This is a genomic window from Streptomyces bobili (assembly GCF_002154575.1).
GTDB lineage: Bacteria > Actinomycetota > Actinomycetes > Streptomycetales > Streptomycetaceae > Streptomyces > Streptomyces bobili.
Map to the genome: position 1 here is coordinate 24,373 of NZ_MUBA01000274.1, position 8,339 is coordinate 32,711.

At 70.9% G+C, this 8,339-nt stretch carries 8 protein-coding genes and 1 pseudogene; 2 read left to right on the top strand and 7 right to left on the bottom strand.

Annotated elements, in window-relative coordinates:
• Window positions 1–34 precede the first annotated feature (34 nt).
• The 7 genes from crcB (BZL64_RS22335) to BZL64_RS22365 form a co-directional block, all read right to left on the bottom strand.
• The gene (gene crcB / locus BZL64_RS22335; RefSeq protein ID WP_086770977.1) at window positions 35–409 is read right to left on the bottom strand and encodes a fluoride efflux transporter CrcB; all 375 of its coding nucleotides are present in this window, start codon (window positions 407–409) and stop codon (window positions 35–37) included.
• On the bottom strand, window positions 406–786 hold the full coding sequence (locus BZL64_RS22340) for a DUF190 domain-containing protein (RefSeq protein WP_086770978.1): 381 nt from the start codon (window positions 784–786) through the stop codon (window positions 406–408). Before BZL64_RS22340 ends, crcB (BZL64_RS22335) begins: the two co-directional genes overlap by 4 nt.
• On the bottom strand, window positions 783–1,238 hold the full coding sequence (gene crcB / locus BZL64_RS22345; protein WP_086770979.1) for a fluoride efflux transporter CrcB: 456 nt from the start codon (window positions 1,236–1,238) through the stop codon (window positions 783–785). The genes BZL64_RS22340 and crcB (BZL64_RS22345) overlap by 4 nt, the downstream gene beginning before the upstream one ends.
• Window positions 1,239–1,353: 115 nt before the next feature.
• Window positions 1,354–2,307, bottom strand: a complete 954-nt coding sequence (locus tag BZL64_RS22350) for an SMP-30/gluconolactonase/LRE family protein (protein ID WP_086770980.1) — start codon at window positions 2,305–2,307, stop codon at window positions 1,354–1,356.
• 66 nt (window positions 2,308–2,373) lie between these two features.
• Window positions 2,374–2,661, bottom strand: coding sequence for an ArsR family transcriptional regulator (locus BZL64_RS22355; protein WP_086770981.1), 288 nt, complete (start codon window positions 2,659–2,661; stop codon window positions 2,374–2,376).
• 213 nt (window positions 2,662–2,874) lie between these two features.
• Window positions 2,875–4,434 carry a glycoside hydrolase family 53 protein gene (locus tag BZL64_RS22360; protein ID WP_086770982.1) on the bottom strand — a complete coding sequence of 520 codons (1,560 nt, stop codon included), beginning with the start codon at window positions 4,432–4,434 and terminating at the stop codon, window positions 2,875–2,877.
• Window positions 4,435–4,538: 104 nt separating this feature from the next.
• Entirely contained in the window at window positions 4,539–6,560 is a 2,022-nt protein-coding gene (locus tag BZL64_RS22365; RefSeq protein ID WP_086770983.1) for a beta-galactosidase, read from the bottom strand.
• A gap of 227 nt (window positions 6,561–6,787) precedes the next feature.
• Here BZL64_RS22365 and BZL64_RS22370 point away from each other — a divergent pair, with 227 nt between their 5' ends.
• Together BZL64_RS22370 and BZL64_RS22375 are read left to right on the top strand one after the other, a co-directional pair.
• On the top strand, window positions 6,788–8,116 hold the full coding sequence (locus BZL64_RS22370) for an ABC transporter substrate-binding protein (RefSeq protein ID WP_086770984.1): 1,329 nt from the start codon (window positions 6,788–6,790) through the stop codon (window positions 8,114–8,116).
• Window positions 8,113–8,339, top strand: a pseudogene (locus tag BZL64_RS22375) (sugar ABC transporter permease); the annotation flags it as partial. The gene BZL64_RS22370 and the pseudogene BZL64_RS22375, both read left to right, overlap by 4 nt.

An 8,339-nucleotide genomic window follows, 5' to 3' on the forward strand; every position in this document is an offset into this window, starting at 1 on the left:
GCACAGTCCTACCAGCCGTGGGTGTGTTCCCCGGTCATGACCACACCGTCTGGGCGAGCCACACCCCCGCGAAGGCGGCCCCGACGCCCGCCGCCACACTGACGACGACGTTGGCGGCGGCGTGCAGCGCCGCTCCGGTCTCCGTCAGCCGCAGCGTCTCGTAGGAGAACGTGGAGTAGGTGGTCAGGGCCCCGCAGAAACCGGTGCCGAGGAGCAGCCGCAGGTCGGAGCCGGCCGCTCCGGCGAGGGCCGCGCCGGTCACCAGGCCGAGGACCGCGCAGCCGACGATGTTGACGACGAAGGTGCCCCAGGGGAAGACCGAGTCGTGCCGGGCCTGCACCGCGCGGTCGGTCAGATAGCGCAGGGGCGCGCCGACCATGCCTCCGGCGACGACCAGCAGCCAGTTCACAACGGCCTCTTACCGGGCGTGTCCGTTTCGCCCTGATCACCGTCACGGCCGGTGTACCGGATGACCTCGCAGGGGTCGAGGACGACCAGGCCCTCGGTGACGAGTTCGTCGAGCTGCGGGAGGAAGGCCCGTACGCGTTCCTCGGTGTCGACGATGACGACGGCGACCGGGAGGTCCTCGCTGAGCGAGAGCAGGCGGGCGGTGTGGATGAGCGAGGAGGCGCCGAAGCCCTCGATGCCGCGGAAGACGCTGGCACCGGCCAGGCCCGCCGCATGGGCCCGGTGCACGATCTCGGTGTACAGGGGTTTGCGGTGCCAGGTGTCGTTCTCGCCGACGAGGACGGTCACGCGCAGGGCACTGCCGGTGAGCCTGGTCATGGCTGCCTCCGGGTCAGGACGCGGCGGGTCGCGGTCGCCGCGAGCCACACCGCCGTGAGCGCCGCGAGCGGGGTCGCGGCCAGGTAGGCCAGCGCCGTGCGGGGATGTCCCGTGTCGAACAGGCGCTGGAGGTCGACGGCGTACGTCGAGAAGGTGGTGAAGCCGCCGAGCACGCCGGTGCCGAAGAAGGGGCGCACGAGCCGGTGCACGGTCAGGGCCTCGGTGATCAGCACCAGGAACACGCCGATCACGGCACAGCCGACGACGTTGACCCAGAAGGTCGTCCAGGGGAAGCCGCTGCCGGCAGAGGGCCACCACAGGGCTGCCGCGTAGCGGGCCGCGGCGCCCAGCCCACCGCCGACGGCGACCACGGCCACGGCCGGAAGCTGTCCCGGCACGGCGGACCGGCGCGGGGCGCCGCCGCGGAGGCTGTCGGTCTCCGGGGCTGTCATGTCGTACGTCTCCTGCCTGAGACCGCCTGGCGGTCGCGGGCGGTCCGAACCCCCGGTCGCCCCGGCTCGCGGGGTGATCACGGCTGGTCAACAGGGTAACGCCGGATCACCGTGCTCAGGGTGCCGCGCAGACCGCGATGCCGGGCTCCCAGAGGCTGCCGAGGACGAGCCTGCCGCCGGCCGCGCAGACGCTGGTGACCATGCGGAAGCCGGAACGGCGGCGGGTGAGGTGGTGGACGGTCCTGCCGGTGTCGTCGACGGCGAGGACGCCGATGGTGCCCGAGGGGCGGTAGGGGGCGCGCAGGGCCAGCCGGGCGGCGTGGTGGCGGACGGCCGGGCCGGCCCGGTGGAGGAGGTCGAGCGGGGGGACGCGAGGGCCGGCCAGCGCGACCCAGACCGGTCCGTCGGGGGCGCCGCGCCACAGGTTGTCCGGGTAGCCGGGCAGGTTCTCGACGAGGGGTTCGGCCCGTCCGGCGGCGGGGCCGGTGAGGTGGTAGCGGGTGAGGCGGCGGGCGCCGGTCTCGGCGACGATCAGGAACCCGGCGTCGGCGCTCACCGCGAGGCCGTTGGCGAACTGGAGTCCGTCCAGGAGGATTTCGGGTTCGGCGTCGCCCGGTGCGAGGCGCAGCAGGCGTCCGGTGCCGGTGTGTTCGACGAGGTCGCCCATCCAGGCGTGCAGGGGGTGGGCCCGGCTCGACACCGTGAAGTACACCGTCCCGTCGGGCAGCGCCACGACGTTGCTGCAGAACCGCAGCCGCTCCCCCGCCACCGAGTCGGCCAGTACGTCGGTCCGGCCGCCCTCCAGGCCGACGCGCAGCAGCGCCCCCTCCGCGTCGCACACCAACAGGTCGCCGTCGGGGAGGAGTTCGAGGCCGAGCGGGCGGCCGTCGATGCGGGCGACCTCCTCGACGCGGGCGGCGCGGGGATCGTCGAGGCCGTCGACGCGCAGGATCCGGCCGTCCGCGACGCCGGTCAGGACGCGCCCGCGCCGATCGGACACGACGTCCTCGGGGCCGTGGCCGCCGAGGGAGAGGTGGCCTACGGGGACGAGAGCGGTGGGTCGGTCCATGCGGGGTGCCTTCCACTGGTGCGGGCCGCCGACGCTAGGCCGTCCGGCGTCGCCCCTGCCAGCCCCCTACCAGCCCTTTTCGAACATGCGGGCCACTTCGGCGATGCGCATCTCGTCGCGCCGGTAGTAGGTGCGCAGCCGGATCCGCTTGGCGCGCAGCAGACCCAGGTCGGCGAGCAGGGCGAGGTGCGTGTCGGCCACCCGGCGGTCCACCCCGAGTTTCGTCGCGACGGTGTCCGCGGTGACGCCGTCCTCGACGAGGTCCGCGCGCCGCTGCGGCGGGAAGTGCCGCGCCGGTTCCTTCAGCCATTCCAGGATGTGCAGTCGCCGTTCGTTCACGGGAGTCCTCAGCATGGTCGTCCCCTCCGTCCCTGGATCGGGGCCCTCGTCACCGCGTCTTCCCACTGTTCCGCAGTCGAGGCCTCCCTGTCCGGCACTCCGGGACCCTTGGCCGGGATCGAACATCCCTCTTCCGTACGGCAGTTCGCGCGGGGAAGGGGACACGCGCAGGGGCCCGGCCGCACGGTGGCGGCCGGGCCCCGCTGTCACGAGGTCACATGGTGACGGTCAGCGGTGGCTGAACCATGCCGTCGAGGACAGCGCCCGGTCGTCGTAGCCGAACAGGGCCTGGTTCTCCCAGCCGTTGCCGGAGGCGGCGTCGGCCGGGTCCCAGCCGTTGCCGTTCACGGCGGTCCAGGTGGTCTCCCAGTAGAAGACACCGAGACCGCGGCCGTTCGGGACGGCCTCCACGATGCTGGCCACGGAGTTCATCCAGGCGAGCTGGCCGGCCGGGGTGGCCGGGTAGCCGGCGACCAGTTCGCTCGACAGGTCGATGATGTTCTCGAACGAGTCGTCGCTGTCGAGACGGAACGGGTAGGCCGTCTCGGCGACGAAGACCGGCTTGCCGTAGCGGGAGGCCGCGTCGTCCAGCGTGGTCTGGAAGTCGGCGAGCGTGCCGTGCCAGTAGCCGTAGAAGGACAGGCCGATGGTGTCGAACTTGACGCCGTTGGAGACCGCGCTGTCGAACCACCAGCGGGTGCCGGTCAGGTCACCGCCCTTGGCGAGGTGCAGGGCCACCGGGGTGGACGAGTTGACGGCCTTGACGGCGTCGTAGCCGGAGTTGAGAAGACCGGCGAGCTGGCCCCAGTTGGAGGTGGAACCCTCGTTCCACAGCATGCCGCCGTTGATCTCGTTGCCCACCTGGACCATGTCGGCGGTGGTGCCCTGGGCCTTGAGCGCGTTCAGCACGTCGTACGTGTGGTTGTACACGTCCGTCTTCAGCTGGCTGTACGAGTGGCCCGCCCAGGCGCTCGGCTTGCTCTGGGCGCCCGGATCGGCCCAGGTGTCCGAGTAGTGGAAGTCGACCAGGAGCTTCTGGCCGGCGGCCTTGACCCGCTTGGCGGCGGCCAGCACGCGCGCCTTGTTGTTGTAGCCGTCGGCGGGGTTGACCCAGACCTTCAGGCGCGCGTAGTTCATGCCGGCGTTCTTCAGGATGGTGACCGGGTCGCCGGTGGTGCCCGAGGCGGTCTTGTAGACGCCGCCCTTGGCCTCGCTCTTGGGGAGGGACGAGATGTCGGCGCCCTTGATCGACAGTCCGGTCGTGCCGGACGTGAAGGTCAGGTCGTCCACATTGATCCAGTTGCCCGCGTTCGCGTCACTGTTGACGCTGATCGTGCACTGGTTGTTCGTCACGTTGACCGGGACGACGATACGGAGCCAGCCGCTCGCCGAGACGGGCAGATCGGTGCGCTGTTCGGCGCCGCCGCAGTTCTTCAGGGCTATGTAGGCCGACTTCTGGCCGCCGCCGGAGCGGACCCAGGCGGTGAGCTTGTAGTTGCCGTTGGTCAGCCCCGACAGGTACTGGTACGTCTCCACCTTGTAGGCGGCGGACGCCCAGTGGGAGAGGCGGTAACTGCCGGCGTGTCCGCCGGACTCGGCGAATGAGGCGCCGGTGTCGCCGTACTCGGACCAGCCGCTGGGGGCGGCTGCCCCGGCGCCGTCGGCCTCGAAGCCGGCGTTGGTGAGCGTGGAGGCCGCCTGGGCGGTCTGCGCGGGCAGGGCGGTGAGCGCGAGCCCCGCGGTGAGCGGGAGCAGCAGGGCTCTGAGGGTGCGTCTGGGATGGAACATCTTCGTCCGTCGTCCCTTCGACGTGATGGGGGTGGGTCTCCCTCGGGGTGAGGGACCCCCTCCGCCCGCGGCTCGCGGCTCCACGGGCGGAGGGGGAGTGGGGTTCAGCCGTCGAGTCGTACGACCCGCACGGCTCCCGCCGGGACCGCGAGGCGGCCGGCGGCGCGTTCGCCCGTCAGCAGTTCGGTGCCGGACGTGTCCAGCGGCACCTTGGCGTCGGTGGCGGTGTGGTTGATGGCGAAGAGGTAGCTGCCCCTCTCGCCGGAGCGGCGCACGACCTCGACGTCGCGGGGCAGGCCGGCGCGCGGGGCGAGACGGGCGTCCTCGGCGGCCCAGCCCAGCAGGGCGTCCAGGCCCTCGGCGCCGAGCCGGGTGGAGACGTACCAGGCGGTTCCCTCGCCGAGGCGGTGCCGGGTGACGGCGGGACGGCCTGCGGTGAGGCCGTCGGCGTACGTCCAGACGGTCTCGGCGCCGCGCGGCTCGACGAACTCGGTCCACACGTCGCCGCCCAGCTCGGAGCCGTCGGGGCCGGTGATCCGCACGTGCTCTCCCTGGAGCAGCGGGGAGAACTCCTCGACGGTGAGTCCGAGGACGTCCCGCAGCGCGCCCGGGTAGGCGCCCTCGTGGACGGCGTCGGAGGCGTCGACGATGCCGGAGAAGTACGACACGACGAGCGTGCCGCCGTTCTCGACGTACGTCCTGAGGTTGTTCCCGGCCGTCTCCGTCATCAGGTACAGGGCGGGCACCACGACCATCGGGTACCGCGAGAGGTCGGCTTCGGGGTGGGCGAAGTCGACGGTGAGGTGGCGGTCGTAGAGGGCCTCGTAGAAGGCGTCGGCGCGCTCGCGCGGGTCGTGGTCCTCGCTGGGGCGCCAGGCGAGGTTCTGCGCCCACCAGGAGTGCCAGTCCCACAGGACGGCGACGTCGGCCTCGGTGCGGGTGCCCCGGATCGGGCTCAGGGAGTCGAGGGAGGCGCCGAGTTCGACGACCTCGCGCCACACGCGGGTGTCCGTGCCGCCGTGCGGGACCATCGAGGAGTGGAACTTCTCGGCGCCGCGCCGGGACTGCCGCCACTGGAAGAACATGGCGCCCTCGGAGCCGCGGGCCACGTGTCCGAGGGAGTTGCGGGCCATCTGGCCGGGGGCCTTGGCCGGGTTGCGGGGCTGCCAGTTGACGCCCGAGGTGGAGTGCTCCAGGAGGATCCAGGGGGCGCCGCCGGCTACGGAACGGGTGAGGTCGGCGGCCATCGCCAGGTTGACGTGGGTGCGGCGGCCGTCGGTGATCAGGTAGTGGTCGTTGGTGACGAGGTCGACCTCACGGCCCCAGGCCCAGTAGTCGACCGAGTCGCACTGGCTGAGGGCGGTCATGAAGTTCGTGGTGACCGGGACGCCGGGCGCGAGGCGGTGCAGGATGTCGCGCTCCATCCGGAAGTTCTCGCGCATGGTGGCGTCGGCGAAGCGCCGGTAGTCGAGGGCCTGGCCGGGGTTGCCGACGGTGGGGGTGGTGCGCGGCGGGTTGACGTCGTCGAAGGCCGCGTAGCGCTGGCCCCAGAAGGCGGTGCCCCAGGCCTCGTTGACCGCGTCTATCGTGCCGTACGTCGTCTCCAGCCAGCGGCGGAAGTGGGCGGCGCAGGACTCGCAGTAGCAGGCCGAGACGGGCACACCGTACTCGTTGTGGACGTGCCACATCGCGAGCGCCGGATGGTCGCCGTAGCGCTCGGCGAGCCGGGTGGCGATGTCCGCCGCGGCGGCGCGGTAGTCGGCGTTGCTGTGGCAGATCGCCGCGCGGGAGCCGAACTCGTAGCGGACTCCGTCGGCGGTGACGGGCAGGGCCTCGGGGTGCTCGCGGTAGAACCAGACGGGCGGGGCCGCTGTGGGGGTGGCCAGGTCGACGCGGATGCCGTTCTCGTGCAGCAGGTCGATGATCCGGTCCAGCCAGCCGAAGTCGTGGACCCCGGGAGCGGGCTCCAGGAGGGCCCAGGAGAAGATCCCGACACTCACCATGGTGACGCCGGCCTCGCGCATCAGCCGGACGTCCTCCTGCCAGACGCTTTCCGGCCACTGCTCGGGGTTGTAGTCCCCACCGAAGGCGAGCCCGGTGAGGCCCTTGGGGGTGGTCTCCGGCATGGATTTCTCCCGTTTAATCGATCATTTGGGAACGTGCACACACGTTCTCGGCGGTGCGAGCCCAACATAACCGCACAGCAACAACCATTGACAAGTGTCCGGGATGTTTCTCTACTGTGAACGCTCACAGAAGCATGACAGGGCCTCGCGACGGGCGAGGACCTCGGTTCATGTGATGCATGGCAGGTTCCCGCAGCAGGCGGGCACCCAGGTCAGGGGAGAAACCCATGTCCAACACCCAGCGCCGGCGGCTCTTCAAGGTCGCAGCCTCCGCCGTCGCCGTCACGCTCGGCGCCACCGCACTCGCCGCCTGCGGCTCGTCCGACGACGACAGCGGCGCCCAGTCGGGCCCGGTCTCGCTCACGTACTGGACGTGGACGCCGGGCATGGACAAGGTTGTGGACCTGTGGAACAAGGGGCCGGGCAAGAAGGACCAGATCACGGTCACGGTGAAGAAGCAGGCGTCCGGCGACACGCTGGTCACCAAGATCCTCACCGCGCACAAGGCGGGCAAGGCCCCCGACCTGGTCCAGGCCGAGTACCAGGCGCTGCCGACGCTCGTCAGCAATGACGCGCTGGCGGACATAGCGAAGAACGTCGGCGACGTGAAGGGCAAGTTCGCCGACGGCGTCTGGCAGCAGACGACGCTGGGCACGGACGCCGTCTACGCGGTCCCGCAGGACATCGGCCCGATGATGTTCTACTACCGCGAGGACCTGTTCAAGGAGTACGGCCTGACCGTCCCCACCACCTGGGAGCAGTTCGCGCAGACCGCCCGCGCGCTGAAGAAGAAGTCCCCGGAGACGGATCTGACCACCTTCTCGGCCAACGACTCCGGTCTCTTCGCGGGCCTCGCCCAGCAGGCCGGCGCCAAGTGGTGGACCACCGCCGGCGACAAGTGGCAGGTCGGCATCAACGACGCGGCGACCAAGAAGGTCGCCGACTTCTGGGGCGGCCTCGTCAAGGAGGGCGCCGTCGACAACCAGCCGATGTACACCCCGGCCTGGAACAAGGCGCTCAACACCGGCAAGCAGATCGCCTGGGTCAGCGCCGTGTGGGCGCCGGGCACCCTGACCACCGCCGCCCCGGACACCAAGGGCAAGTGGGCCATGGCCCCGCTCCCCCAGTGGTCGCAGACCGACAACGTCACCGGCAGCTGGGGCGGTTCCTCCACCGCCGTCACCACCGACTCCAAGAACAAGGACGCCGCCGCCAAGTTCGCCGCCTGGCTGAACACCGACGGTGACGCGCTCAACGCGCTGGCCAAGGAGAGCGGCATCTACCCGGCCTCCAGCTCCGCCCAGCTCAGCGGCGCCTTCATCAACCCGCCGGAGTACTTCTCGAACCAGGCGGACTTCTACACCACCGCCGCCAAGATCGCGAAGACCACGGCGCCGTCGGGCTGGGGCCCGAACGTGAACGTCGCCTACACGACCTTCAAGGACGCCTTCGGCGCCGCCGCCAAGAACAAGTCGGACTTCTCCGCCGCTCTGGACAAGATGCAGGCGGACACCGTGGCCGACATGAAGAAGCAGGGCTTCGAGGTCTCCGAGTGACAACCGCACGCCGGAAGTCGTACGGGGTCAAGGGGGCCCCGTACGCCCTCCCGTCTCCCGCCACCACCCTCAAACGAGCGCGAAGCGCCCCCTATTTCTTCCTCCTCCCCGCCACGATCCTCTTCGCCCTGTTCTTCGCGCTGCCCATCGGCTACGCGCTGTGGCTCAGCCTCCACAAGGTGAAGGTGTCCGGCCTCGGCCTGGGCGCCGGCGCCCGGAAGGA